This window comes from Mobiluncus curtisii ATCC 43063 (assembly GCF_000196535.1).
Classification (GTDB): Bacteria; Actinomycetota; Actinomycetes; order Actinomycetales; family Actinomycetaceae; genus Mobiluncus; species Mobiluncus curtisii.
Genome location: NC_014246.1, coordinates 2,043,267 through 2,068,555 on the forward strand (window position 1 = coordinate 2,043,267; position 25,289 = coordinate 2,068,555).

19 protein-coding genes are annotated in these 25,289 nt (G+C 56.5%); 6 read left to right on the plus strand and 13 right to left on the minus strand.

The features are described from left to right. Position 1 precedes the first annotated feature (1 nt). From uvrC to HMPREF0573_RS08905, 6 genes are all read right to left on the minus strand, one after another. The gene (gene uvrC / locus HMPREF0573_RS08880) at positions 2-2,083 is read right to left on the minus strand and encodes an excinuclease ABC subunit UvrC (protein ID WP_013189617.1); all 2,082 of its coding nucleotides are present in this window, start codon (positions 2,081-2,083) and stop codon (positions 2-4) included. A gap of 73 nt (positions 2,084-2,156) precedes the next feature. Further along, positions 2,157-3,137 carry a DNA-binding protein WhiA gene (whiA, locus tag HMPREF0573_RS08885; RefSeq protein ID WP_004010587.1) on the minus strand — a complete coding sequence of 327 codons (981 nt, stop codon included), beginning with the start codon at positions 3,135-3,137 and terminating at the stop codon, positions 2,157-2,159. A 72-nt stretch (positions 3,138-3,209) separates the two neighbouring features. Then, a complete protein-coding gene (locus HMPREF0573_RS08890; protein ID WP_004010586.1) occupies positions 3,210-4,235 on the minus strand; it encodes a gluconeogenesis factor YvcK family protein in 1,026 nt (341 codons plus the stop codon). A gap of 17 nt (positions 4,236-4,252) precedes the next feature. Next, a complete protein-coding gene (rapZ, locus tag HMPREF0573_RS08895; protein ID WP_004006680.1) occupies positions 4,253-5,188 on the minus strand; it encodes an RNase adapter RapZ in 936 nt (311 codons plus the stop codon). Between the two features lie 54 nt (positions 5,189-5,242). After that, entirely contained in the window at positions 5,243-7,045 is a 1,803-nt protein-coding gene (locus tag HMPREF0573_RS08900; RefSeq protein WP_013189618.1) for an ABC-F family ATP-binding cassette domain-containing protein, read from the minus strand. A 68-nt stretch (positions 7,046-7,113) separates the two neighbouring features. After that, on the minus strand, positions 7,114-8,922 hold the full coding sequence (locus HMPREF0573_RS08905) for an Rne/Rng family ribonuclease (RefSeq protein ID WP_004006678.1): 1,809 nt from the start codon (positions 8,920-8,922) through the stop codon (positions 7,114-7,116). A gap of 992 nt (positions 8,923-9,914) precedes the next feature. On the opposite strand from HMPREF0573_RS08905, the gene HMPREF0573_RS08910 reads away from it, so the two are divergent. The 5 genes from HMPREF0573_RS08910 (at position 9,915) to HMPREF0573_RS08930 (ending at position 17,874) form a co-directional block, all read left to right on the plus strand. Beyond that, on the plus strand, positions 9,915-11,522 hold the full coding sequence (locus tag HMPREF0573_RS08910; RefSeq protein WP_004006676.1) for a cytochrome ubiquinol oxidase subunit I: 1,608 nt from the start codon (positions 9,915-9,917) through the stop codon (positions 11,520-11,522). 15 nt (positions 11,523-11,537) lie between these two features. Then, entirely contained in the window at positions 11,538-12,692 is a 1,155-nt protein-coding gene (gene cydB / locus HMPREF0573_RS08915; protein WP_004006675.1) for a cytochrome d ubiquinol oxidase subunit II, read from the plus strand. A 127-nt stretch (positions 12,693-12,819) separates the two neighbouring features. Next, positions 12,820-14,613, plus strand: a complete 1,794-nt coding sequence (gene cydD, locus HMPREF0573_RS08920) for a thiol reductant ABC exporter subunit CydD (RefSeq protein WP_179943736.1) — start codon at positions 12,820-12,822, stop codon at positions 14,611-14,613. Then, the gene (gene cydC, locus HMPREF0573_RS08925) at positions 14,610-16,553 is read left to right on the plus strand and encodes a thiol reductant ABC exporter subunit CydC (RefSeq protein ID WP_004006673.1); all 1,944 of its coding nucleotides are present in this window, start codon (positions 14,610-14,612) and stop codon (positions 16,551-16,553) included. Before cydD ends, cydC begins: the two co-directional genes overlap by 4 nt. A gap of 49 nt (positions 16,554-16,602) precedes the next feature. Continuing rightward, positions 16,603-17,874 (plus strand): GAF domain-containing sensor histidine kinase, encoded by a 1,272-nt coding sequence (locus HMPREF0573_RS08930; protein WP_004006672.1) that lies wholly within the window; start codon positions 16,603-16,605, stop codon positions 17,872-17,874. A gap of 38 nt (positions 17,875-17,912) precedes the next feature. Here HMPREF0573_RS08930 and HMPREF0573_RS08935 read toward each other — a convergent pair whose 3' ends face one another. Genes HMPREF0573_RS08935 through coaD form a run of 6 tightly spaced genes read right to left on the minus strand, consistent with a single transcriptional unit; the run spans position 17,913 to position 22,259 of the window. Further along, a complete protein-coding gene (locus tag HMPREF0573_RS08935) occupies positions 17,913-18,575 on the minus strand; it encodes a response regulator (protein ID WP_004006671.1) in 663 nt (220 codons plus the stop codon). A gap of 12 nt (positions 18,576-18,587) precedes the next feature. Beyond that, positions 18,588-19,553: a bifunctional DNA-formamidopyrimidine glycosylase/DNA-(apurinic or apyrimidinic site) lyase gene (gene mutM, locus HMPREF0573_RS08940; RefSeq protein WP_013189621.1), complete on the minus strand. Its 966-nt coding sequence runs from the start codon at positions 19,551-19,553 to the stop codon at positions 18,588-18,590. 7 nt (positions 19,554-19,560) lie between these two features. Further along, positions 19,561-20,310: a ribonuclease III gene (gene rnc, locus HMPREF0573_RS08945; protein ID WP_013189622.1), complete on the minus strand. Its 750-nt coding sequence runs from the start codon at positions 20,308-20,310 to the stop codon at positions 19,561-19,563. Then, positions 20,307-20,948, minus strand: coding sequence for a YceD family protein (locus HMPREF0573_RS08950; RefSeq protein WP_013189623.1), 642 nt, complete (start codon positions 20,946-20,948; stop codon positions 20,307-20,309). Before HMPREF0573_RS08950 ends, rnc begins: the two co-directional genes overlap by 4 nt. Further along, positions 20,941-21,708 carry a hypothetical protein gene (locus HMPREF0573_RS08955; protein WP_013189624.1) on the minus strand — a complete coding sequence of 256 codons (768 nt, stop codon included), beginning with the start codon at positions 21,706-21,708 and terminating at the stop codon, positions 20,941-20,943. The genes HMPREF0573_RS08950 and HMPREF0573_RS08955 overlap by 8 nt, the downstream gene beginning before the upstream one ends. Positions 21,709-21,716: 8 nt before the next feature. After that, positions 21,717-22,259 (minus strand): pantetheine-phosphate adenylyltransferase, encoded by a 543-nt coding sequence (coaD, locus tag HMPREF0573_RS08960; protein WP_004006666.1) that lies wholly within the window; start codon positions 22,257-22,259, stop codon positions 21,717-21,719. Between the two features lie 38 nt (positions 22,260-22,297). Here coaD and rsmD point away from each other — a divergent pair, with 38 nt between their 5' ends. Next, entirely contained in the window at positions 22,298-22,858 is a 561-nt protein-coding gene (gene rsmD / locus HMPREF0573_RS08965; protein WP_004006665.1) for a 16S rRNA (guanine(966)-N(2))-methyltransferase RsmD, read from the plus strand. Here the strand turns inward: rsmD and HMPREF0573_RS08970 are convergent. Next, entirely contained in the window at positions 22,830-25,268 is a 2,439-nt protein-coding gene (locus tag HMPREF0573_RS08970) for a tellurium resistance protein TerC (protein ID WP_236589590.1), read from the minus strand. The genes rsmD and HMPREF0573_RS08970 overlap by 29 nt on opposite strands. Between the last annotated feature and the right edge of the window lie 21 nt (positions 25,269-25,289).

Genomic DNA, 25,289 nt, shown 5'->3' on the forward strand with positions numbered 1-25,289 from the left:
GTTAATTTTTACCAGAATTCCCAGAATTATTTAGGAAAGCCACGAGATTTTCCGCGGATTTCAAGCCAAAACCGGGAACCTCGGCAATCTCTGCGGCACTGGCTTCACGTAACCGTTTCACCGAACCAAAGTGCCTGAGTAACGCCTTCTGTTTAGCGGGACCCACGCCCGGTGCCGCATCCAAAATCGAACGCGTCATGGCACGGGCGCGTTTCTGACGATGCGCGCTGATGGCAAAGCGATGGGATTCATCGCGTAGATATTGCAACAGGTACAGAGCCTCGGAGGTACGCGGGAAAATGACCGGAAAATCGTCGTCCACCCGCCAGACTTCCTCCAAGCGTTTCGCCAGCCCAATGACTGGAATGTCCCATACCCCGACCTCATCCATCGCTGCCCGAGCAGCATGAACCTGGGGCAGCGCTCCGTCTACCACGACCAAATCGGGACGATAGGAAAACCGTCGTGGTTCTCTTTCTGTTCCCAAGGGGGGTAGGGCAACAGAAGGCGTCGTCTGGGGGGAAGGATGTTTTGTTTCTACCAGGTCCGTGCCGCGCGCGGTAGTTGTTGCATTAGGCTCGGATTGCGCCGAGCTCTGTCCGTTTTCTTCCTGAATGAGACGTTCAAAGCGCCGGCGCAACACTTCGTTCATGGCGGTGGTATCATCCGGGGTCCCCGTGCCGTCCTCACCTCGAATCGAAAACTTCCGGTAGGCGTCTTTGCGGGGGGCACCGTCCTCGAAGACCACCATGGAGCCCATTTGAAAGGTTCCTTGGGTATGGGAAATGTCGTAGCATTCAATGCGCAGCGGTGGATCAATCTCGAGCAGCCGTCCCAGCTCGTTCAATGCCAGGTTTCGCTGCGTCAAATCCCGAGCCCGCCGAGTCTTGTACAGTCGGAGCCCTTCCACCGCGTTGAGCTGTACCCGCGAGAGAGCTTCACGTTTCGCCCCTCGCTGTGGCACCCGGATGCTCACTTGGGAGCCCCGCAAGGCACCCAACCAACGCTGCAGCATACCCACGTCTGCCGGAGAAACCGAAACCAAAATTTCTTTAGGGATGACGGAGGTGTCAAAATGCGCCGTATCGTTGGCAGAACTGGGTCCAACTCGCCGCGGTCGCGCGACTCCCCCCTCGTGAGCAAAGTCTGCCGCCGCTTCTCCATAAATTTGTTCCAAAGCGCGTGCCATCAAGGAGGGCTCGTCCAGATCCTCTTCCCGCGCACTCACCCAACCGCGCTGTCCGCGAATTCGCCCTGCGCGCACATAAAACACTTGGACAGAAACCTGAAGTTCATCGGCTTCGAGGGCGAACAAATCCGCATCTGTATCATCGCTAAGCACCGCGGCGTTTTTTTCCAAAACCTTACGCAGCGCCTCCAGTTGGTCCCGTTTCCGCGCAGCCTCCTCAAAACGATAAGCCTGGGCATCGTCCCACATGGCAGTCTCGATTTCGCGAAGGAACCCGGCATCGCGTCCACTCATGAAGTCGCAGACTTTTTCTGCCAGTTCCCGATGCTGCGCGGCACTAACACGACCGATACATGGCGCGGCGCACCGTCCGATATAGCCCAATAAGCACGCCCGATTAGCGGCTTGAGCCCGTGCAAATACCCCGTCAGAGCAGGTCCGCACCGGAAACACCGTTTGCAGCAGGTCGAGGGTTTGACGAATTGCCCACACTGCCGTGTAGGGACCGAAGTAGCGCACCCCGCGTTGATGGGCAGTACGCAACACTCCCATGCGCGGATATTCCTGGTTCATCGTCACCGCGAAGTACGGGTAGGACTTGTCATCCTTAAACATCACGTTGAACTTGGGATCGTGTTCTTTAATCCAGGTGTATTCCAAGGTCAAGGCTTCAACCTCGGAACCGACCACCACCCAGGACACCGAAGCGGCAGTTGCGACCATCTTCGCCGTGCGCGGATGCAGGCGTGCCGGATCTACAAAGTATGAGGTCAGCCGATTACGCAAGTTCTTGGCTTTCCCCACATAGATGACCCGATTACGTTCATCGCGCCACCGGTACACCCCCGGTTGCATGGGAATCTCGGAGGCTTTGGGGAAATCCTGCGGTTTCATGGATACCTCACGTCGCCGTTAACAGGGTCACGCGGCACTTGACCCGGATACAACACGGCATAGCCGGTAAAGGTCATGAATCCAACACTTCTGAATTTAACCCTGACTCGGTGTCAGGAATCCCCAATTCTTCGGCTCGTTTATCAGCCATTGCCAACAGACGACGAATTCGACCTGCCACCGCGTCTTTCGTCAGCTGCGGCTCACTGAGCTGACCGAGTTCTTCCAGCGAAGCCTGTTTGTATTCCAGCCGCAGCCGCCCCGCGGAAATGAGATGCGGCGGAATGTCATCGCCCAGGATTTCAAAAGCCCGGCGCACACGTGCCCCTGCCAGCACGGCAGCCCGGGTGGATCGGCGCATATTGGCATCATCAAAATTAGCCAACCGGTTGACTTCCCCGCGCTTTTCGCGCCTTTCACGTTTATCTGCCCACTCGTTTAAAGCCTTTAACGCACCCATCTGCGTCAGCAACGCCCGAATCGAATCGTTTTCTCGCACGGCTACTCGACAAAGTTGACGCACTTCTCGTGATTTTGCGTTCGCTCCCATCCGCCGTGCCATCCCTACCAGAGCAAGTGCCGCTTCAGGACCGGGCGCCGTAACTTCCAGTGCCGATGATCGGGTTGGTTCCGTCAGCGAACCACGCGCCAAGAAAGCTCCGCGCCACGCGGCGACACATCCGGACAGGGACCCGGCGATAATTTCCGGTGCCAGACCTCGCACCGGACGCCCCTGCTTATCCAACAGACCAGTTTCTTTCGCCAGCTTTTCCGCCCCGGAGACCACCCGCACCACGTAACGATCCGATTTACGGATTCCGGTTCCACTGACCACCACCACGGAAGATGCCGCGTGATACAGGTTCTGCAAAGCGAACTGCAGCCGCTTCGCACTATTGGCATGATCCAGTTCCGCTTCCACCACGATGGATCCCGCCACCAGGTGAATTCCCCCCGCGAATCGCAGCAGCGCAGATATCTCAGCGCGAAAATCAGCTCGCGATTCGACGCGAACCCCCGCGAGCTCGTCTTTCGCGGCTGCCGTAAGGGACATAGTGTAACTTCCTCCTGGTTGTGAGAATCGGCACGTTTATGAGCCGATTAGTGAGTCCAATCACCATTCTAGCTAATGATTGTCGAGGACCTCGATACTGGATAAATCTCCCCAGTTTCCGCTCATTGCATCCTTGAACGCAGCCGCTAGCCGCAAGGAATCGTGACGTGGGGTGCCGTCTCCGATTGAAATCTGGCGCAACATGACCTGACTTCCCAGGTCGTTAGCGGCATCTTGCAAGTCATCAATATCGGTCACCGAAACGGGATCCCCAATGACCACAGACAGTCGCAACTCCGGCACAATCTGATGCAATACCCGCAAATGGTCGGGAAGGGTCAAGTCTTGTGTCTCTCCGCGTTGGCGGCTGAGGTTCAGCACCAGCGCTTTCCGTGCCGGAGAGCGCACCAACGCCTTCCGTAAGTCTGCAATCAGCAAATGTGGCATCACCGAGGTGTACCAGGAACCCGGTCCCAAAACCACCCAATCCGCACTTGTGAGCGCCTGCAGGACCTGCGGCGTAACCGGAGCGTCGGGAGGATCCAAACGGATTCTGCGCACCACTCCCGGCGCTTTCGCGATCTTAGATTGCCCGCGTATCGTTTGGATTTCTCCGTTGACTTCCAAATCAGCTTCGATAGCCATGGGGACGGTAGACATCGGCAACACTCGACCTTGTGCATCCAACAGCCGGGTCATCCATTCCAGTCCCGCCACCGGATCATCCAGAATCTGCCACAAGCCAGCCAACAACAGATTGCCCAGGTTGTGGCCGTTCATTTCTCCGTTCGATTTAAACCGAAACTGCAGGATATCACGCCAGGTTAGACCCCAATCAGACTCATCGCACAGCGCTGCCAAAGCCATGCGCAAATCCCCCGGTGGCAGCAGGTCGAACTCCTGCCGTAAACGCCCGCTGGAACCTCCATCATCAGCTACGGTGACGACCGCCGTGAGGTCAGTAGTGAGGTGACGCAGAGCTGAAAGCGTAGCATACAGTCCGTGTCCCCCACCAAAAGCCACCACTTTCGGACCGCTCGCGCGCCCCGGCCACACGGAATCTTGGGGAGGTTCAAAATAATGTCCTTGTGTCTCCATGCTTACAATCCCCCGAATTATTCCTTACCAATATCACGATGCGCGGTACGCACCTGGAAACCTTTAGATCGCAACAGGTTAGACAGGCGTTCTGCCATCGCCACCGAACGATGCTGACCTCCGGTACACCCCACGGCAATCGTCACAAACGGCTTCAACTCGTGCAGGTAGCCATTCAGCACCGGTGCCAGAGTATCAACATAGTTTTGGGCAAATTCACTGGCTCCAGGCTGACTCAGGACATATTTCGCCACTGCTTCGTCCCGACCGGTCAGATGCCGCAGCTCCGTCACCCAGTAAGGATTAGGGAAAAATCTCACATCGACCACGTGATCGGCGTCCATGGGTAAACCGTATTTAAACCCGAAACTCATCACCGTCACGTTCAAACCATTGACGGATTCTCCGGACACGATTTCACGAATCCTCCTGGCCAGGTCGTGAACATTCATGTGGGTCGTATCCACATAAATATTGGCACGGTCGCGAATCGGTCCGAGCAAATCCCGTTCCGAGGCAATCCCGTCCATAATCCGCCCTTCCCCCTGCAGCGGATGCGGGCGGCGCACCTGTTCGTAGCGCCGCACCAGCACCGCGTCCGAACAGTCGAGAAACAACACTTGCAGATCGACTTGAGCTTCGCGTAAGGCATCCAAGGTCGACATAAATTCGGAAAAGAAACTGCGCGAACGGACATCCACGACCACTGCTAGACGGTGCACACCCTCGCCGCCGGGGGTCATCATACGCGCCAAAGGACCGAGCATCCGGGGAGGCAGATTATCCACCACATACCAGTTCAAATCCTCCAAGACCTGAGCGGTTTGGCTGCGCCCAGCCCCACTCATCCCGGTAATAATCATCATCTGGGCGCGTTCGCTAACGTCGCGCACGGACTGGGCATCCAACTGGGGAATACCGGAGGGAACCGTCGGGGTGGAATCTTCACTCATGTTTCCAGCTTATCGAGTTGCCGGGGGAAGTTCAGGATTTGCAAGCGCCCAAATCTAAAGCTCTTCCGCCGCTTCCATCCATTGTTCCTCAAGTCGTTCGAGTTGATCACGGGCAGCGTGCAATTCTTTGGCTAAATCTGCCAGTTTTTCATAGTCTGCGGGGTCTGTGGCTGCCAGCTGAGATTCAATCTGGGCGACCTGCGCGGTGGCCTTGGCAATCTTGCGTTCCACGGATTGCAGACGTTTTTGGGTTTCGTAATCGGCTTTGGAACTGGTTTTTCCGTTCACAAGGGGAGTCTGTGACGTCAACGGCTCGTCAGACTTGGGTCGGCTGGCTTGCCGCGCCTGAGCTGCCAGCTCCAAATATTCGTCCACGCCTCCGGGAAGGTGGCGCAACCCGTGGTCAATAACGGCGTATTGATTATCGGTAATGCGTTCGATGAGATAGCGGTCATGGGAGACCACCAGCAACGTTCCTGACCAGGCATCCAACAAGTCTTCCAAAGCGGTCAGAGTATCCGTATCAATATCGTTGGTGGGCTCGTCCAGAATCATCACATTCGGTTCTTCCAGCAGTAACAGCAGGATTTGCAGACGTCGTTTCTGTCCTCCGCTCAACGCCCCCACTTTGGCTTGTAGCTGAGAGGAATTGAATCCCAAACGTTCCAGCATCTGGGCGGGGCTGAGTTCCTTGCCCTCAACTTCGAAAGAACCTTTGAGCTTGCCCAGTACCTGATAGACACGGTACTCCGCGATTTCACGCAGTGCCCGAAACTCTTGGTCCAAGATGCCAATCTGGACGGTTTTACCTTCGCGGCGCCGTCCCCGAGTCGGGGTGAGCTCCCCTGCCAGCAAACCCAGCAGGGTTGACTTTCCCGCCCCATTAGCTCCCAAGATTCCGGCGCGCTCTCCCGGCGCCACCCGCCACGTCACATCGCGTAAAACCGGGCGTGAATCGTCCGACCCGTCGTAGGAAAAATCCACGTCCACCAGGTCCACGACGATTTTGCCGAGCCTGCCGGTGGCCAGTTTCACCAGCTGCACCGTGTCGCGCACCGGCGGGACATCTTCGATGAGAGCGTTGGCGGCATCGATGCGAAACTTCGGTTTGGAAGTTCGCGCCGGAGCTCCGCGCCGCAGCCACGCCAGTTCTTTGCGTAACAGGTTTTGACGCTTTTCGGCAGCGAGGGCGGCCTGGCGATCACGTTCCACGCGAGCCAAAATATATGCCGCGTAGCCTCCTTCAAAGGGCTCCACCCTACCGTCGTGAACTTCCCAAGTATCGCGCGACACCGCATCGAGAAACCACCGGTCGTGCGTCACCAGCAGCAGGGCACCCTCCCGCGTGGACCAGCGGCGATTGAGGTGGTGCGCCAGCCACGCTACGCCTTCCATATCCAGGTGGTTCGTGGGCTCGTCCAGCCCGATGACGTCCCAATCGCCAATCAGGAGTTTGGCCAGGGCGAGACGTCGCCGCTGTCCTCCGCTCAGGGCTTCCACCGGCGATTCCCATGCGATAGCGGGCAGCAGCCCGTCCAGCACTTCGCGAATGCGCGGGTCACTGAGGACTTCGTGGTGTTTGGAGCCTGCCAACAGCACAGTTTCCACAGTGTCGGAGCCGCTTAAAACATCCTCTTGTCCCAACAGAGCCACCCGCAGCCCGTTGCGCCGGGTAACGAGCCCGGAATGTGGCTGTTGGGCTCCAAACAGCACCCGCAGCAGCGTTGATTTGCCATCTCCGTTGCGACCAACGATTCCGATACGATCCCCAGCGGAAACTCCCACCGTGACATCGTCCAGCAGCAGCTTGTCCGGGTATTCCACATGCAGGTTTTGCCCACCCAAAAGGTTACCCAAGACGCCTCACTCTCAAAACTGCCGGTACCCCTCTGTGGAACCGGACCAACTGCGAAAAAACCGGGAAACTACCCTTGTGAGACCACAATATCGGCGTCCGTGGAATCCGTATTGATGACCCCGGTAGAAGCAGCCCTCCGGTGACGACGACGCGGCGCAGTATTCTCCGTGGGAGTCTCGGCTTCAGTCAGTTCTAGGCGCGCTTGTGCACCATCCAAAGCGGGTTTCTCGGTGGCCCTTTCTAAGGAGGGTTCTTCCGCAGCCTTTTCCAGGGAAGGTCTTTCCGTCGATGATGTCAAAAGTTTCGGTTCCGTAGTTCGCGACGAGTGCGATTCCGAGGCGGTTGCGGATGACTCATGTTCCTCAGAGGCATGAGCTGCGGTAGCGATAGCCGCCATAGTCTGACGCACTTCCGGATTTGTTTCCTTCACGGATTTCGCTCGGGACCGACCACGTTTCGAGCTGGTCCCAGACGCCGAACCGCGTCGGGCAGAGGAATGTGACACCACGTCTTCCGGGGCTTGCCCATTGTTCTCAACCGGCACATCGTGGACGATGAAGCCACGCCCATCACAGCATTCACACTGGGTCGAAAAGGCTTCCACCAGCCCCTGCCCGACCCGTTTGCGGGTCATCTGAATCAGACCCAGGGAGGTCACTTCGGTGACCTGGTGACGAGTCCGATCACGACCCAAGCATTCCACCAGGCGGCGCAGTACCAAATCCCGGTTCGATTCGATAACCATGTCCACAAAGTCGATGACCACGATGCCACCGATATCTCGCAGCCGCAGCTGACGCACGATTTCTTCGGCGGCCTCCAAGTTGTTCTTGGTGACGGTTTCTTCCAGGGTGCCTCCCGCCCCGATATAGCGCCCGGTGTTCACATCAATGACCGTCATTGCTTCGGTTCTATCGATAATGAGATAGCCGCCACTGGGCAGCCATACTTTGCGTTCAAAGCCTTTTGCGAGCTGTTCATCAATACGATGGGCAGCAAAAATGTCGTCCTCGCCTTCCCAATGCTTCAGGCGGTCCTTTAATTCTGGGGACAAATCGCGCACATACTTGGAAATGGTCTTCCATGCGTTGTCACCCTGAATGGTCAGGGAGCGGAAGTCCTCATTAAATATGTCACGCACGACCCGCACTGCCAGTTCGGGTTCTCCGTGCAGCAGGACCGGTCCGTTGCGGGTCTTGCGCTGTTTCGTCTCGATTTCTTCCCAAATCCGAGTGAGACGCTCCACATCGGCACGCAGCTGTTCTTCCGTGGCGCCCTCCGCAGCAGTCCGCACAATCACTCCGTACCCAGCCGGAATCATAGTTTTCAGCAGAGCCTTCAGACGTTTACGTTCCTCCTCAGGCAATTTGCGTGAAATACCGGTCATCGCACCGCTGGGCACCAACACTAGGTGACGACCAGCCAGGGTAATTTGTGACGTCAAACGGGCACCCTTATGACCAATCGGATCCTTGGTGACCTGTACCAAAACCAGGTCACCAGGATTGAGGGCTTCCTCAATACGCCCAGTCTTAGCATTCAAACCGGCGGCGTCCCAGTTTACTTCCCCGGCATAGAGGACCGCGTTGCGACCCTTACCAATGTCTACGAAAGCCGCCTCCATCGAGGACAGCACGTTTTGTACCTTGCCCAAGTAAACGTTACCCACGGCAGTCTCTTGGGTATGGCGCGAAACATAATGTTCGACCAGTAAGCCGTCCTCTAAAACCGCAATCTGGTTCAGATTGTCTCGTTCGCGCACGACCATCTCGCGCTTCACGTTTTCTCGGCGAGCCAGGAATTCCGCTTCCGTGATGGGAGTCCGTTTACGACTCTCCTTTCGTCCCGCCTTCCGGCGAATCCGTTTTGCTTCCAACCGGGTGGAGCCGTCGAGAGCCTTGACTTCCTCGTTCTCCCCACTATCGGAACGAGTCCGGCGACGGCGCCGACGCGTCGTACTGTTCTCGTCCTCTGAAGTCGTGTCTTTCCGGTCGGCGGGAGAGTTAGCTCCCTCTGGGGTATCGTTCGCCGAAGGTTTTTTGCGACTGGAAGTTCTGGAGTTAGTCCGAGAGCTCGATGCCGATTCATTCTTTGTAGCCGCAGACTTCTTTCGACCGTGGCTTTCCGACTCAGCTGTGGCGCCACTGCCACTGCCTTGTTTAGAGCGGGAATTACGAGCGGGTTTTTCTTCGGCTGGTGCTGCCGGCGCAAAGCTGGACAGGTCCGGGGCCTGGAAAAGCAAACTGGCAGCAGGCAGAGCTACCCCGGCACTGGGCGCACTGGCGGCAGACAACGCTTGCGAAGCAGAGAAAGTCGGATTGGAATCCTTTACTGCCTTGCTGGCTGAGGAATTAACTTTTTGGAAAGTCTCGTCTTTCGTATCTTTGGCTGCGGAGACCCGAGTACGCGCGCGTGCCGCACCAGAATTACGGGAAGTTTTTTTAGCAACCGTATTAGCATCAGATTCTGTTGTCTTATTCACTATAAAGCTCCTGCAGAGACCAGCCAGCAACCTGCCGGTCTATTTAGTTATCAGTCATCACCAAACGGTGGAAAGTCTAGAGAGAGACGGGATAAACCGGACTAATGAAACCGTGAGACTGCGTCCACAAAAAGTTCCGAGTCGCCGACTTGGGCTGCTCAAGACATTCCTATCTCTGTCCGACATCCTATCGCACCGTGAGAATTTTGCCCAGAAAAAAACTTCTGCGCAGGTCCGAAATGTACAAGTTGGTAAAATTTTAGGGTAGATTTAAGAGATGGCTCAGGTTCACTTGGCGATTACGCTGCGTGACCACGAAGTAAATCTGGTCCTCATGCAATTTCTATAAATTCTACTGAAAGGCGGAAAAGGTGACCGTCGTCTCAATGGGGCTTGAAAGCCTCGACTTGGCGCGGTGGCAGTTCGGTATCACAACCGTCTACCACTTCATCCTGGTTCCGTTCACCATTGGCATGTCCTTGCTGGTAGCACTGATGGAAACACTGTGGTACCGCACCGGCAAGGAATACTGGCTAAAGGCGACACGGTTCTTTGGAAGGCTGTTTATTGTTAACTTTGCCCTGGGCGTTGCAACCGGTATCGTGCAGGAATTCCAATTCGGCATGGGCTGGTCCGAGTACTCCCGCTTCGTCGGTGATATCTTCGGCGCTCCTCTGGCTTTTGAGGCTCTGCTCTCGTTCTTTATGGAGTCCACGTTCCTCGGAGTGTGGATTTTCGGTTGGGGCAAGATCTCCAAGAAAGCTCACGTTGTCGTGTCTTGGCTGGTAATGGTCGGCGTCAACACTTCTATGTTGTGGATTATCGGCGCTAACTCCTGGATGCAGCGCCCGGTAGGGGCAGTCTTTGACCCGGCTACCGGTCGTGCAACCTTGAATGGCGCTACCGCGTTCTTCCAGGTTGTTACCAACTCCACCATGTGGCTCGCGGTGTTCCACGTAGTAACTTCTTCTATTTTGCTGGCCTCCACCATCGTGGCTGGCATTTCTTTGTGGTGGATGGTTCGCGCCGCCAACGCTGGCGGTATCGGCGATACCGAAGCTCGCGAAGTCTGGCGTCCGATTGCCCGCTGGGGCATGACCATCATGTTGGTCTCCGGTGTTTTGACCATCGCTTCGGGTCACCTGCAAGGTCAGCACCTGGTTTACTACCAGCCTGCCAAGATGGCTGCCGCTGAGGGTCTGTGTGCCGGTGAATCCGGCGCACTGGCGCTGCTAGCCTTCTCGGATTGCCCGCAGGACATCCAAAAGAACGACGACGGTACTTGGCCGTTGACCGAGGTCGGTGTCGGTAAGATTCCGGGTCTGCTCGGTTTCGTGGCACACAACTCGTTCTCCCGTTCTATCGCTGGTATGGCTGACTCTTCCGAGCGTACCCAGACCATGTTGGAGAACGCCGCGGACAAGTTCGGTGATAAGGCTCCGAATATCGACACCGCTAACACCTCCGGGATTAAGGGTGAAACCGGTGTTTACAGCTGGGCGCCTTACTCGCCTTCCCTGCTCTTGGTATTCTGGTCCTTCCGCTTGATGATGGGCTTGGGGCTGTTCTGCGCAGTCTTGGCACTGGTTGGTCTGTACCAGACTCGCGGTGGCAAGGTTTCGACCTCTAAGGGTCTGAAGAATCTCGCCCTGATTACGCTGCCGATGCCGTTCCTGTCGGCATCCTTCGGCTGGATTATGACCGAGTTTGGTCGTCAGCCCTTCATCGTGTACCCGAACCAGGACGCTTTTGGTTCAGACCTCGCGGTTAAGACCGACGCTGCCGGCGTATTCATGCTGACTGGCGATGGTTTGTCTGGTGTAGTCAACCCGCTTGAGTTCTTGATTTCGCTGATTCTGTTCACTTTGGTTTACCTGGTGCTCGGTATCATCTGGTTCAAGCTCATGGTTCGTTACTCCAAAGAGGGCATCAACACCCCGGCCTCCGATGGTGGTCCGAACGCTGCCTCTCAAGACTTGTCGTTCGCTTACTAAGGAGGAATTCAGACAATGACTTTTCTGCAAATCCTTTGGTTTATCCTCGTAGCGGTTCTGTGGGCTGGTTATCTCGTCCTCGAAGGCTACGGCTTGGGCACGGGCATGTTGCTGCGCATCATCGGTAAGACCGATGACGAGCGTGGTCAGATGGTTCGCGCCATCGGTCCGCACTGGGACGGCAACGAAGTGTGGCTGCTCACCGCTGGTGGTGCGACTTTCGCTTCATCCCCCGAATGGTACGCCGTGATGTTCTCCGGTATGTACATCGCTTTGTTCTTGGTTCTGCTGTGCTTGATTGGTCGTATTGCGGCTATTGAATGGCGTAACAAGGTGGACACGCTGCAGTGGCGTGGCACTTGGGATACTATCCAGACCATCGCAGCTTGGCTGGTTCCGGTTCTGCTGGGCGTAGCCTTTGGCAACCTGGTCGCTGGCATGAAGATTATCGTGGCAGATCCCAAGACTCCGTTCACCGAGGTTGGTCCTGAGAACGTCGACATCGCTAACGCCGGTATGTCTCAGATTCACTCCTTCATTGGTTTGGGCGAATTCCCCTTCAGCCAGCTGGTGAGCTTGCTGATTGGCGGTTCTGGCTTCGCAATTCTCGGTGGTTTGGTGATTGCCTCCCTGTCCTTGGTCCAAGGTGCCAACTTCTTGGCTCTGAAGACCGACGGAGCGGTACAGGAACGCGCAGTCGCGCTTGCCCCGAAGTTGGGTCTGGTTTCGACCGTCCTAACCGCGGTCTTTGCGGTGTGGGGCACTTTCGCGTTCAAGGGCGCTGGTTTCCTCTTCGCCCTGGTGTTCCTGGTTGTCGCTGCAGTCTGCCTCATCGTCAGCCTGCTCTTCGCGTTCAAGGGCGCTTCGGCTAAGGCTTTCACTTTCAACTCCGTTGCGATTGCAATGAGCGTTGCCTGGGTGTTCGCCATGCTCTTCCCCAACGTGATGAAGTCCTCGATTGATCCGGCATACTCGCTGACTATTGCTCAGTCTGCGGCTTCTCCCAGTACCCAGATTGTGATGACCGTAGCGGCCATCATCCTGGTTCCAATCGTGTTGGGCTACACTATCTGGTCGGTCTACATGTTCCGCGCTCGTATCAGCGTGGCGCCTGCGGGCGGTCTGGAGCCCGGCAAGATTCGCGAAGGCGCGAACTTCCTGGTTGGCTAAATAAAGCGACGACGGTCTAAACCGTTACGGGCGGGTCACCACGGTGACCCGCCCGCACCAGTTTTATCAGGGATTTTTAGCTGAGCTCGCTGTGGAGATTTTCTCTAAAATATGGAAAGCTGAGGGGGTGAAACCCCTGGATCCCCGACTGCTGAAGTACGCCAAAACCGCCCGCGGATACATTATCTTTATCACCGTTTTCGGTTTTCTCTCAGCAGTTTTCATCATCGCGCAAGATTGGCTTATCTCCAAAGCCGCGACCCCGGTCATCATGGAACATCAGCCTCTGTCTTTCATCGTTCCCACCCTCGGCGTGTTGGTCTTAGTCCTTTTGGGCAGGGGCTTGTCCCTGCTGATTCGACAGTGGTTTGCGCACCGAGCAGCGACGGGCGCGATCCGGGAAATCCGGCAAAAAGTCCTGACTCATGCCACGAAGCTCGGTCCCCGCTGGCAAACCCAACACGGTCAAGACACCGTCACCACAGTCGTACGCGCCTTGAAAGATCTCGACGCCTACTTTGTCTTTTTTCTCCCCCAGCTTTTACTCTCGGTGACAGTTACTCCCCTGACATTGTTGGTAATCGTTTACCTCGACTGGATTAGTGCCATTTTCGTACTGGCAACTATCCCACTCATCCCCCTGTTCATGATTCTCATCGGGATTTTGACCCAGGAATACTCTGATAAACGTTTGGCTTCCATGAAACGCATGGGCGGTCAGCTGGTGGATCTCTTGGCTGGTCTGGCTACTCTGAAATCATTGGGTCGCGAACAAGATCCTGCCAAGCAGGTAAAACGAGTCGGATACGAATATTCCCGTTCCACCATGCAGACTTTACGTGTCGCGTTTATGAGTGGCGGTGCCCTGGAATTCTTGACCACACTGTGTGTAGCACTGGTAGCGGTCGAAGTAGGAATTCGCTTGTTGAATAACCAACTTGACCTGTTCACCGGACTGCTGGTCATTATGCTGACACCGGAGGTGTTTAGCCCGCTGCGGGAAGTGGGCAAACAGTTCCATGCCTCCTCTGATGGGGTTACCGCCGCGGAAGCCGCTTTTGCTATCTTGGAAGAACCGTTGCCCAAAACCGGACATATCGCGGCTCCTGACCTGACCAAAGCCACTATCCAGCTGCATGACGTAGGGGTGAAAGCCCGCGGAATGTGGGCTCCTTCCAGTCTGACTGCCAACCTCGAACCGGGGAAAATTTATGCTCTGACCGGTGCCAGCGGTTCCGGGAAAACGACCACTGCTATGAGCATACTAGGGCTGCAAACCATCGACCAGGGGGAACTGACGGTGAGCGGACCTGCGGGGAGTGTACCACTGCCCGAAATCGACCTCGCCTCGTGGTGGGAGCAGTGTGCTTGGGTTCCTCAAAATCCTGCTATCCTGCCCGGCACAGTGTTAGAAAACTTAGGCGAGTCCGGAACCGAGCCCAGTCCCGCCCTAGTGGAAGCCAGTCGCATCACGCACTTTGACGAGGTGGTACAGGGGTTGTCACAAGGCTGGTTGACCCAGCTTGGCGCTGGTGGCTTGGGTCTGTCCGTCGGTCAGCGGCAACGCTTGGCACTGACCCATGCACTGACTCAACAGGCGCAGCTCATCGTCTTGGACGAGCCGACCGCGCACCTCGATGCGAACCTGGAAACCCAGGTAATCGCTGGAATTAAAACCCTAAAGTCCCAAGGTAAAACCGTAGTTGTCATTGCCCACCGTCAAGCAGTGCTGAACGTAGCCGATGTGTCCATTCCGGTAGACACCAGACCCTTCACCGCAGCTGAGGTGGAACAGGAAGCCCAGGCAGCAGCTGCGGCAAAGCCGAAGGTCCGAGCACACAAACGCAAACCGGATGGGCGTGAGGATTTGCCCCCACTCATTTTGAATCTTGATTTTGCTGATAACGAGGTGCGCGCATGAGTAGCAACAAGTCAACTTTTCCCGCCGAGTTTATGGAATCTGCTGCTGAGTCCGCCAGCTCTGCCATGCCAAATACCGCATTTATTTCTCGCGAGGAGCTGCGTAACCTGCGCCTGACCTACAGAATGATGCGCTTGAATCGTGCCAATATGGCTCTGGCTATTCTCTTGGGTGTTTCGACGTTAGTCTGCGCCATCGGGCTGTCGGTCGTGGCGGCTTGGCTCATTGCCCGTGCTGCCCAGATTGACGCTCTGTGGATGGATTTGGCGGTCGCAGCCGTAGCGGTACGTTTCTTTGGGATTGGCAGGGCACTCTTTCGCTATCTGGAGCGCCTAGCGTCTCACAAGGTCGCCCTGTTGGGAGTCGCTGATTTGCGCCACACGGTTTACCGCATTTTGGCTGGTCGCCCGGCAAAGAACATCGCGGCTTTGCGACGCGGAGAAATCTTGGCGCGTACCGGAGGCGATGTCGATTCGGTCGGAGACTTCGTGGTGAAGTCTGTCCTCCCCGGAATGGTTACCGCTATCACTGCCATCGCCACCGTTATATTATTCTGGTTCCTGGCTCCCCTGGCGGCGCTCACGCTGCTAATCTGCCTGCTGATGGCTGGCGTGGTGGGACCCCTCCTGACGATTCGTTCGGCACGTATCGCCGAGTTAGCCTCCCAGCAGGCTCAGATAGAGCTGACTGCCAGCGCCCAAAACCTGCTGATGAATGCCAGCGAGTTGGCGGTTTCCGGACGCTTGCAAGCCGCACAAGACCACCTGAACCAGGTGGAACAAGTCATCCAAAAGCTTAAAGACAAGGCTGCCCGTCCTTCTGCAATCGCCGCCTTTATTGACAATATTTCGATGGGCGCGGCAGTCCTGTGCGGTTTCCTGATTGGCACTCCCCTGGTCGTCAGCGGTCAACTGTGGGACGTAAACCTGGCGATTTTAGTGCTGGCTCCCCTGGCAGCCTTTGAAGGAACCTCCCAACTGGCTGCCGCTGCGGTACAGCTGGTGTCCTCCGGTGCCGCCGCGACCCGGCTGGTGGATTTGATGGGTGGAGCGGACTATGTCGAGACAGCCCTGAAACAGATTTACGCCGCGGACGCCGCCCCGAACAGCAATGCTGCCCCGAAGGCAGTCTTCAACGAGGAAGGGCACCACGCGGAAATCTCACCCGTCACCGAAGTTGAGGCTCATCTGGTGGCAAAAGACCTGGAGATTGGGTGGCCCGGCGGACCGATTATTGCCAGCGGGATTGACCTGGACCTATGCCCCGGCAAGGCTTTGGCAATTGTCGGGCGCTCTGGAATTGGCAAATCCACACTGCTTTATACTTTGGCAGGCTTGATTCCCCCCCGAGGTGGCAGCCTGACACTGGGAGGAATCGACATCACCGCGCTGCCGCGGTCCATCGTGAGTGAAAAAATCGTGATGACCGCAGAGGACGCCCATATTTTTGCCACTACCGCCCTGGAAAACATTCGGGTAGCACGAGCCAATGTAGGAACCCTAGAAGCGGAAAAGCTGTTGCAAGAGGCCGGGATGGGTCAGTGGCTGCAGGCTGCCCCAGATGGTCTGGACACTCTACTCGGCATGGACGGGGCAGCGTTGAGCGGCGGGGAGCGCCGACGCATCCTGTTGGCACGAGCTTTGGCGACCCCAGCGCAACTCCTTGCCCTGGACGAGCCCGGCGAGCATCTGGACGGGGCTATGGCTGACCAGCTTGTCTCCGACCTGCTGTCTACCGGCAAGAGTGGGGAACGTGGTGTGCTGTTGGTCACTCACCGGCTCAGCGCCCTGGACAAAGCCGATGAAGTTATTGTGCTCGGTAAGCTGGATAGCGAAAATGACGAGGTGACCCGCATCACCGCGCGGGGAACACACGCTAGTTTGGTCGAGACTAACCCCACTTACCGTTGGAACCTAGAACAGGAGAAGAGCTACGTCTGAGCGAGTCAGCCCCAAGGTCAATAAATATTTAGGGGAAAGTCATGCTGTTTTGCGTGAAAAAATTAATGCACTGAACTTGGAGCTTGAAACTTTACAGCGATGGAACCGCATGAGCCAAAGCATCACCACGGCTCTGTTGGAAGATACCGATGAGGAGGAAGCACTGGCTCTCATTGCTTCCTCCGTGCGTCGGGTGGCGGAGGCTGATACGACCTTGATTGTGCTGCCCAGCTTGGGCGGAAAATACATCTGTGAAATTGCTGACGGCGAGGCAGCCGCACAGATGATTGGTTTGGAATTTCCTCCCGAAGGACGCGCCCAGTCGGTCATCCGCAACAATGTTGGCATTATCGTGGAATCTATGGAGCGCGCCAACTTACTGCGAATTCCGGAACTGTCCATTTTTGGTCCGGCTCTCTATGCCCCGATGAGCGAGCGCGGTGCTGCCAGCGGTGTGATTATCCTATTTCGCAATCCCGGCAGCCCCGAATTTACCGTCCCGGATTTGCGCTCCGCCGAGAATTTTGCGGCCCAAGCTACCCTAGCGTTGCGCTTGTCCGGCGTGCGACAGTCCGAGGATCGTGCGGAGCTGTTGGAAGAACGCCAGCGCATTGCCCGCGACCTGCATGACCTGGCTATCCAACAATTGTTCGCGACTTCTCTGCATCTCGAAGCGCTAAAGGAAGACCTCAGCGATCGGGAACTCACGGCACAGACAATTCGCACGACTCTGGATGAAGCGCTGCATTCAGTGGGCGACTCGGTAGGGGAAATCCGTCGGATTGTCAGTGAACTGAAAGATCAAGACACTGCCGAACCGGAACTTTTGGGTGGGTTGCGAATGGAGGCTTCGCTGTCTCGCCGCTCCCTCGGCTTTGCCCCGTCACTCATTGTGCGCCTAGATAATGAAGTTTGCACTCTGGACAATATGGAAAGGATGGAGGAACGGCTGCGCCACAGGTTACCGGATTCTCTCATCTCTGATGTTCTTGCGGTAGTACGAGAGGGACTGACGAATGTGGCTCGGCACGCTCATGCTACTGAGGTACGTCTGGAAGTCGATATTTGGTTTAATCCGGGGTTGGTTCCGCCTCGCTGCGCCCTCAATGAAGCAAGCGTTCCCCTGCCCACCCAGACCAATGGGATGCTGCGAGTAGAGATTCAGGATGACGGGTGCGGGCTTGATTCCAGGATTGATCACCATTCAGGCTTAGCCAACATGACCGCCCGCGCCACGATTCACCTGGGGATGATGCGCATCGGAAAACGCCCTGACGGAGCCAGCGGAACCCTTCTGACCTGGTGCATTCCGCTTGAGTAGCTACGCGAGAGGTACCCCCTGGTCAACTGCTGTGGTGGTTACAGTTCGGCACGCGGAGAATTCTTGCGCCACTCGGCAGAGCGCTGCGAAGCCACCCACGCTGCCACCTGAGTGCGCCGCTGCAGACCCATCTTCGACAGCAGTGCGGTAATGTGGTTTTTCACGGTCTTTTCAGCCACTCCCAAAGTGTCCCCGATTTCTCGATTAGACAGACCATCGCCGATTAATCCCAGAATTTTCTTTTCGGTAGGGGTCAAGTGTTCGGTAGGACCGCTGCGATTAGCGCTGGTGCGTGTCACGGTGCGTTCATCAAGCAGAGTTCTGCCTGCCGCTACTGCTTTGATAACGTTAGTGATTTCCACCCCTGCCACAGTCTTCAACAAATAAGCAGCCGCCCCAACTTCCAAGGATTCTGCCAGGGCCTCGTCATCATCAAAGGAGGTCAACACAATCATGCGCGCGTTTGGTGTCATCACTCGCAGTTGTCGAATCAAATCAATGCCGGTGCCATCGGGCAGCTGCAAGTCCACCAAAACCACATTAGGGTTTGCCAACTCGGCTCTCGAGAGGGCCTCGGCAACTGAGCCGGCTTCGGCGACGACCTGTAAATCCGCAGCCCTATCCACGATCTCAGCGATGCCACGGCGTACAATCTCGTGATCGTCGACAATCATGACGCGAATTTCCGACAGCTCAGTCATCTCTGGTCCTTCCTAACGCTTTCGCTGGCAGCGTGGACAAAACACGCTGGAGCGACCGTCAATAATCATCTTATCGAGCCGTGTCCCGCAGCGGTGGCAACTTTGTCCACCCCGTCCGTAAACCTGCAATTCTTTTGCGAATTCGCCTGGATTGCCCCAAGAATTCACGTATAAGCGGTCAAATGAAGTACCCCCAAAGACCAACGCCTGTTCCATCACCGCCGCCACGGCACCTAGCAATTTCCGCAGTTTCCTATCGCTGAGCGACCGACCGGGAGCAGCGGGATGTATCCGGGCAGCAAATAAGCCTTCATCTGCATAAATGTTTCCGATACCGGAGACAATGCTCTGATCCAACAACTTGGTTTTGATTGCTCGCGTGCTGGCATGAGTTTTTTTCACGAAATCTGTTGTATCTCGGCACGGATCGAGCACATCGCGGGCAATATGTTCCACGCCCTGCGGTAGCAGCGGTTCCGGGGCACCCATCCCTCCGGGAGCACCATCCGCGGTGGGTTGCAACGGTCGGAGTTCGACATGACCAAAGGTGCGCTGGTCGCAAAATACCAGGTCTTTCTCATTGTCGAGAGTGAAGCGAAGGCGTTCATGAGGCAAAAGTCGAGTCTCTCTCGAATGCTGCGGAGCGGCTTGTGGTGACGCGGCTGCCTCTTTACGGTGCAAAGTCGCGCCCCTAGATTCCACTCGCAGCTGTCCCGACATACCCAGGTGCATCACGAGGGCAAGCGGACCTTTTTCCCTGGGGGTATCCCCTAGCAAAGGAAACCACAAAAACTTTCCGCGTCGTACTGCCGCGCCCAGACGCGCCCCCACCAGTCCTGCGCGCAACCCTGTGATTCCCCCCTGCTGATTGCGCAAAGTACGCTCATGGGTGGGGTCGCTGGCACCGAGAACCCGCGCACCCACCACGGTTTGCTCCAGATTACGGCGAATTGTCTCCACTTCGGGAAGCTCCGGCATATGCTATCTATTCCCCGAAACGGTCTTGCAAAATTTCGAAAGCTGCCTCGGCTGCGCTGTGCTCAGCGGATTTCTTGGAGGTTCCCTGACCTTCGCCCAGCACTTCACCGGCTATACGAATTTGAGCAGTAAATACCCGAGCATGGTCCGGTCCACTCCCCTGCACCACGTACTCCGGTTCACCCAGAGAATTAGCGGCCGCGAACTCGCTCAGATGGGTCTTCCAATCCATCCCGACCGCCCGGCGCGGCGCGTTGCGCAAGTATCGGCGGAGGTGACGCTCGATAGTGACGCGCGTCGATTCCAACCCTGAGGTGAGGTAGGACGCACCAATCAGAGCCTCTAAAGTGTCGGACAGGATGGAGTCCTTTTCTCGACCTCCCTGTCGGTCCTCACCGATTCCCAGCAAGATGTAATCGCCCAGATGCAGTCGTCGTGCAACTTCCGCCAGTGGGGTTTGACTGACGGTGGCGGCCCGCATCGGAGCCAACTCCCCTTCGGGAACATCGGGGAAGTTACGGAACAGGTATTCGGTGACCACAATCTGTAGCACCGCATCCCCTAGGAATTCCAACCGTTCATTCGTGCCGGTTGAGCCAGTTTTCCCATGTTCGTGGGCAAAGGACCGGTGCGTCATCGCGACCACCAAAAGTTCTGTATCGACCGGTTGTCCCCAGTCCGCCAGTAAACGTTCTAGGGTGGCTCGAGATTGACCCGGTTCGCCAATTTTGTCTGTGTTTCGTGGGGACTGATTCACGAGGCTTCGTCCCCTCCAGTTTCCTGGGCGCGCAGCTCTTTCGCTAAATCTCCCAACGCCGCCCACCGCGGGTCCAAAACTTCGTGATGGTGATCGGCGGGCAAATTCTCAAATTTTTCTCCGCAATCCGGGCACAATCCTTGACAGTCGGGTCGGCACAATGGCAGAGTCTCCATGCCTAGCACCAGAGCGTCCCGCAGCACCGGTTCGAGGTCCACCTCGTCTTCGGCACTCACTTCAAGGATGTCTTCCCATTCCTCGTCTCCCTCCCGGCGGGCAGCTTCGCGCGCTCCGGGAAAGAAAAACATCTGCGTTTCGTTAACCTCTACTGTACTTGGAACCGGGTCCAAACAGCGCGAGCATTGGGCATCGGTCGGCACCGTCCCCTGCAAGCTGACCAATATCCCCTCGTGCAGGGACTGCAAGCTGACCTCGAAACTACCTTCGGGCTCCCGCAAAGCCACGACTCCATTCGTCCACGTGCTTGGCAACGGCAACAGGTAATCGTGCAGTTCCAGCGTCTTTCCGGGATTGCCCAGCAGAGAGGTTAAACCGATGCAGTAGCCAGACCCGGTCTGCGTACCGGTGGACCGAGCGGAGGGCTTACCGGCATCACGCGCTGTGACGCTGCTAGTCATTTTTAACCTCCGCGTTCTCCCCTTCCAGGTGGGGCAAATCGTCGGGGTTGAAGCGCGCGCGTTCACTTAAGACTCTCCGCCCCGCGGCGGACTGTTCCTTTAGCTTGTCGAGGGTTTCTTCCAGCACCGTCAGCTTTTCCTCACAATAGCGATCCGCTCCCGCCGCTAGGTCAGTAGCCTGTTGGGTCGCGGTCTCGATAATCATCTCGGCACGTTCCTTGGCCATAACGACGATACGTTCCTGATTGACCAATTCATCGGCACGAGCATGGGCATCGGCTTGGATACGTTCAGAAGTGGAATTGGCTTGCGTCAAGGCTTCCTCTGCCTCCTCTTGGGCACGGGCGATGACCGCATTGGCTCCAGCTACAATCTGGTTTGCAATACGGATATCTGCCGGCATGGCTTCGCGCGCCGATTCCACCAAGGAGAGTGCCTGAGCCTTATTGACCAGCACGGATGAACTCATCGGCAGGGAGCGCGCTTGTGAAATTAAGGCTTCTATCTGGGCTAATACATCCATCAGCTCCGAGCCTTTATAGTCCTGAGCGTTCAGTGCCGCCACCATTTGTTCCGAGGTTAGGGCTTCCGGCTCCACGATTTCTGCTTTATCGCTCTGTTCCGGCGTTGCTGAGTCCACCTCCTCGCCGAGAGTCTCAGAGGTTACCTGCTCGGCAGCGGTTTCGTCCACGCTGTCCTCTGTTGCGGTAGGTAAATCCGCCGATTCCTTCATCTCGTCGTCCCTGTTTTCCTCGCTCATTTTTCTCCCTAGCTGTTGTGTTTGTCGAAACGGGCTGCAATGACATTATTATCCCGGTTTGGCGGGCTGACTTGGTAAGCCTCATACAGAGCCCGCGCAGTATCCGCACATACCATCGTATAGACATCAGCCCCGTAACTGGCGACTTCTTTAACCATAGAACTTGAGACGTGAATCAGCGCTGGTTTGCAGCCCACGAATACGGTCGGCGGAGCTCCGATTTGGCGATTCATCTGACTCATTGGATTTTCGTAATCAAAGTCCTGGGACGTGCGCAGCCCTTTCGCGATGACGTCAATCTGATGTTCTTTACAGAAATCAGCTAACAGTCCCTCCACGGTCTCTACATTGACACGCGTCTCGAGTTTAGCTTCCCGGATAGTGGTCTGCGCCAGTTCGATACGTTTCTCCACTGAAAGCAGTGGAGTTTTCTTTGAGTTATTAGCAATTCCGATTACCACGACATCGGCAAAAGCTAAACATTGCTTCACCATATCGAGGTGCCCATAGGTGAAGGGATCAAAAGTTCCGGGGCAAAGCGCTTGAGTCACGTATCCAGATTACCGGCAATTCGACTAGGCTGTGGTCTGTGACACGAATTGTTGCTGGCGAAAAAGGGGGCTTGCGCCTGAATGTCCCGAAGTCGGGGACCCGTCCCACTTCGGAGCGGGTGCGCGAAGCGATGTTCTCTCACCTGCTTTGTTCGGGGTTCCCACAAGGTGCCACCGTTTTGGATTTGTTTGCTGGTTCAGGAGCTCTCGGTTTGGAGGCGCTGTCCCGCGGCGGGGCGTCTGCGGTTTTCGTAGATGCCGCCGGGTCTGCAGCCAAAGTGTTGCGCGCGAACATCGACGCCCTGCGCTACCGCGACCGCGTGCGCGTCCTGGTGAAAGACGCTGCCAAGTTCGTTTCGGAGCTGAAGCCGACGGATTGTTTTGACCTCATTTTTTTGGACCCCCCCTATGCTTTGGCGCCTTATGTGCTCTGCGAGATTCTGGCAGGTCTGACCGCGCATCTCAGCCCGGAAGGAATCATGGTCTTGGAGACGTCAAAAAAGTTTCCTGCTCCTGAAATTCCTTCGGGACTGCAAGCCTATGCCGCCAAAAACTACGGCGATACCCTGGTTACTTATTTGCAGAGGGTGTCGAGCTGAGGTTCAGTTGAGCGGCACCCTGCGCAATGATGGCACCAAGGGGCGGCAGCACCAGATAGATGGCTTCTTTTACAATCATCATCCCGGAATCGTTGATAGGCACCGCCACCGCCATGCCCAGTAAGATACCTAAAGCCACTACGCGCAGCGCGGGCTGGTCGGTGAGCTGATTCCAAGAAGACACCCACCGCGGCCAGGACACCTGGCGGCGTTTCACAATCACCAAAGTCGTCGCTAATACCGCGACCACCAGCACCAAAAGGATAACGACCCCCAGATTGTTCACAAAGGAACGCAGCACGTCACGGACTTTTCCGGCAATTAGCTCCCGGCTTTCGCTGCTGCCCAAATTGGACCAAAAATTCCCAATATGGCTGTCTGAGCCGCGGGAGAACCAGCCGATAATCCCCATCACCGCCAGAGTAGACACCACCCATAAACCAGCGTGCCACCAGCGTGGCGGCACCCCCGCAGCCATCAGGGCGACAATCCCGAAAGCCAGAATAATTCCCGGAGGTCCCCCAAAATCGGCGCCCCAACCGGGTAAAGCATCGACTAAAAGAACCGCGACACCGAGCCCTGCTGTAATCCATCCAGCTCGACGCTGACCCCAGAAACGTTGCAGTACCGGCAGCAATGCCAGCAAAGCTCCGGCAATGAGGATGATGTAGGTGCGATTAGAGATACCGTAGTAACGCCGCGAACTGAGCACCAGAGAGCCCATGAATCCGTTGCGTTGGTGGGCAGATCCCAGCATGATGTCCAGCGCTAAAATGAAACACGAAATCCCCGCTAGGATAGCCACCGCGTGAGAGTTACGCCACAGAGAAGCCACCAAAACCGCCGTAATCACCGCGGTCAAAGCCAGGGATATCCCGACTGATCCGACCGCCGAGTCGGTACCAGGCAAGTTCCACCACGGAATCCAGTTCAGGATCAGCGCAGCTGGAAGCATCGCGAAAGCGACAAGACCCAGGAGCCGCACCACCCACCAGTTGTTCGCCAAGCGTCGCGTGCCAGACGAAGCGAAAGCCCAAATTAGCAGCGCCCCCATAGCGAGGTAGGAAAACAGGTGAAACACCTGATACCACGGCGAATTGGCTCGCAGGGCGGAGGTAGCATGGCGCTGCTGTTCAGTAATCATGGCACAAGCCTTAGCGACGCCGGCGACCGGGGTGACGCTCAGCTCGGGAAGGATTATATTTGCCGGTGGGACCATCTTGGGTTCCACATAGGCACGCGCATTGAACACTAAACCGCGTACGTCGGCAAGGGTTGCTAAGCCGAGAGCATGAGTCGTGGAGGTATAGAGCACACCGGTGGTTTCAGTCAATCCTTTCCTCGGGGTCGCGGATGGTTTCCCATCCGTCAGCGCCAATCCCGGAGTCTGTGCGGCTAGCAGCTGCAGCGACCTGGCTCCTTCAAAATCTCCCAAAGAAGCAATAACCACCGGTCGAGGATGCGCTGCACTCTGATTTGCGCTCAAGATGGCAGAAAGTTGCTGTAAGGATAGGGTCTTTGCCGTGTCGTAAGTGTTCTGGTTCAGAACGGCGGTGTCAACGGTATCCAAATCCACCACGACATCGCTGGGGGCAGCAGCGAGAAGTTCTTGCCAGGCGGATGCCAGGGCTGTCCGGTTCTTTAGGGGCTTGCCCAGCGGCGGAACAGGCTGTTGCGCTTTGGCGTCAAAGGCAGCTCGGGCACCAGCCCCGGTACGCTCGTTATAGAGAGAATCCAGCGCGGAGGGATTAATCCGCTCCATTTCAGGGATTACCGGCAAAGGTTGCCAATGCGCGACCTGACCGCGGTGATTCGCCAGCGGAATTCCCGCATTTCTTCCTACTGCCCACGCATCCGGAGCAAAAATCCCGCGCGCGGGCCAGGTGATGTTTTCCGTACGACCTTTGAACTGTGCATAGGTGACCGCTGTAGTTTTGGGCAAGGACGGGGCGGCGGGAGTTATCTGCGCTGGGGTTTCCGCGGTCGTACCGTCACTCTTCACCAGTTTCATCCCCAAGCACTGCGCCCCCACAGTTTGCGCCAGTCGACGTCCTTCTTCGTCCGCGACATCGCCACGGGCACGCAGTTGCATCCATCCCTCAGTGGGGCAGGTATAAATCCGAAAAGACCTGGTACTCAGTGCCGAAAATGTGAACGGAACCAGCATTTGACCCAGTTGATTGCCCTGTAAATCAAGATCGCTGGGTTTCAGACCGCTCATCCCTAAAAACAACACGCCGGGGGCATCCGGAGAAGGAAGGATAACGTCAGCGTTTTGTGTCCACCTCGCGGTGGGAAATTGTGGTTCGTGCACGACCTCGGTCATCGCGCTAGCCTGCGGAAGTAGTACTGCCAGCGTTACTGCTAGCATCGCGACAAATGCTCCCAGACGCCGCCACCATGAACACATAGGTGGAATTTTACCAAGTTT

Bases quoted from the DNA above. Each gene is read 5' to 3' on its own strand.
- mutM (WP_013189621.1), bottom strand. From the start codon at position 19,553: ATGCCGGAGCTTCCCGAAGTGGAGACAATTCGCCGTAATCTGGAGCAA.
- HMPREF0573_RS08890 (WP_004010586.1), bottom strand. From the start codon at position 4,235: ATGGAGACACAAGGACATTATTTTGAACCTCCCCAAGATTCCGTGTGG.
- rapZ (WP_004006680.1), bottom strand. From the start codon at position 5,188: ATGAGTGAAGATTCCACCCCGACGGTTCCCTCCGGTATTCCCCAGTTG.
- cydC (WP_004006673.1), top strand. From the start codon at position 14,610: ATGAGTAGCAACAAGTCAACTTTTCCCGCCGAGTTTATGGAATCTGCT.
- HMPREF0573_RS08955 (WP_013189624.1), bottom strand. From the start codon at position 21,708: ATGAGCGAGGAAAACAGGGACGACGAGATGAAGGAATCGGCGGATTTA.
- HMPREF0573_RS08950 (WP_013189623.1), bottom strand. From the start codon at position 20,948: ATGACTAGCAGCGTCACAGCGCGTGATGCCGGTAAGCCCTCCGCTCGG.
- whiA (WP_004010587.1), bottom strand. From the start codon at position 3,137: ATGTCCCTTACGGCAGCCGCGAAAGACGAGCTCGCGGGGGTTCGCGTC.
- HMPREF0573_RS08970 (WP_236589590.1), bottom strand. From the start codon at position 25,268: ATGTGTTCATGGTGGCGGCGTCTGGGAGCATTTGTCGCGATGCTAGCA.
- HMPREF0573_RS08910 (WP_004006676.1), top strand. From the start codon at position 9,915: ATGGGGCTTGAAAGCCTCGACTTGGCGCGGTGGCAGTTCGGTATCACA.
- uvrC (WP_013189617.1), bottom strand. From the start codon at position 2,083: ATGAAACCGCAGGATTTCCCCAAAGCCTCCGAGATTCCCATGCAACCG.
- cydB (WP_004006675.1), top strand. From the start codon at position 11,538: ATGACTTTTCTGCAAATCCTTTGGTTTATCCTCGTAGCGGTTCTGTGG.
- HMPREF0573_RS08935 (WP_004006671.1), bottom strand. From the start codon at position 18,575: ATGACTGAGCTGTCGGAAATTCGCGTCATGATTGTCGACGATCACGAG.